The organism is Ochrobactrum sp. SFR4 (genome assembly GCF_019730395.1).
In the GTDB taxonomy this organism is placed as follows: domain Bacteria; phylum Pseudomonadota; class Alphaproteobacteria; order Rhizobiales; family Rhizobiaceae; genus Pseudochrobactrum.
In genome coordinates, this window is sequence record NZ_JAAPBB010001291.1 from 1 (window position 1) to 240 (window position 240).

Here is a 240-nt window from a genome sequence, read left to right on the forward strand (position 1 = left end):
TACCGCAACAGCCGTGAAAGCAGGGGAGTAAGCCTTATGGAAATCTATGTAACGCTTATTCAGCTGCTTGATTCAACCTTGCGTTTGTCTGCGCCTTTGCTGTTTGCTTGTCTTGCAGGGCTTTATTCCGAGCGCGCAGGGATCGTTGATATCGGTCTTGAGGGCAAAATGCTGGCTGGTGCCTTTGCTGCCGGTACAGTGGCTGCCATTAGCGGTTCTGCCATTGCCGGTCTTGGTGCT

General features: G+C 52.5%; 1 pseudogene. It reads left to right on the forward strand.

Annotated features, from left to right (window positions below):
- Window positions 1-36: 36 nt before the first annotated feature.
- A pseudogene (locus tag HBA93_RS23180) lies at window positions 37-240 on the forward strand (ABC transporter permease); the annotation flags it as partial.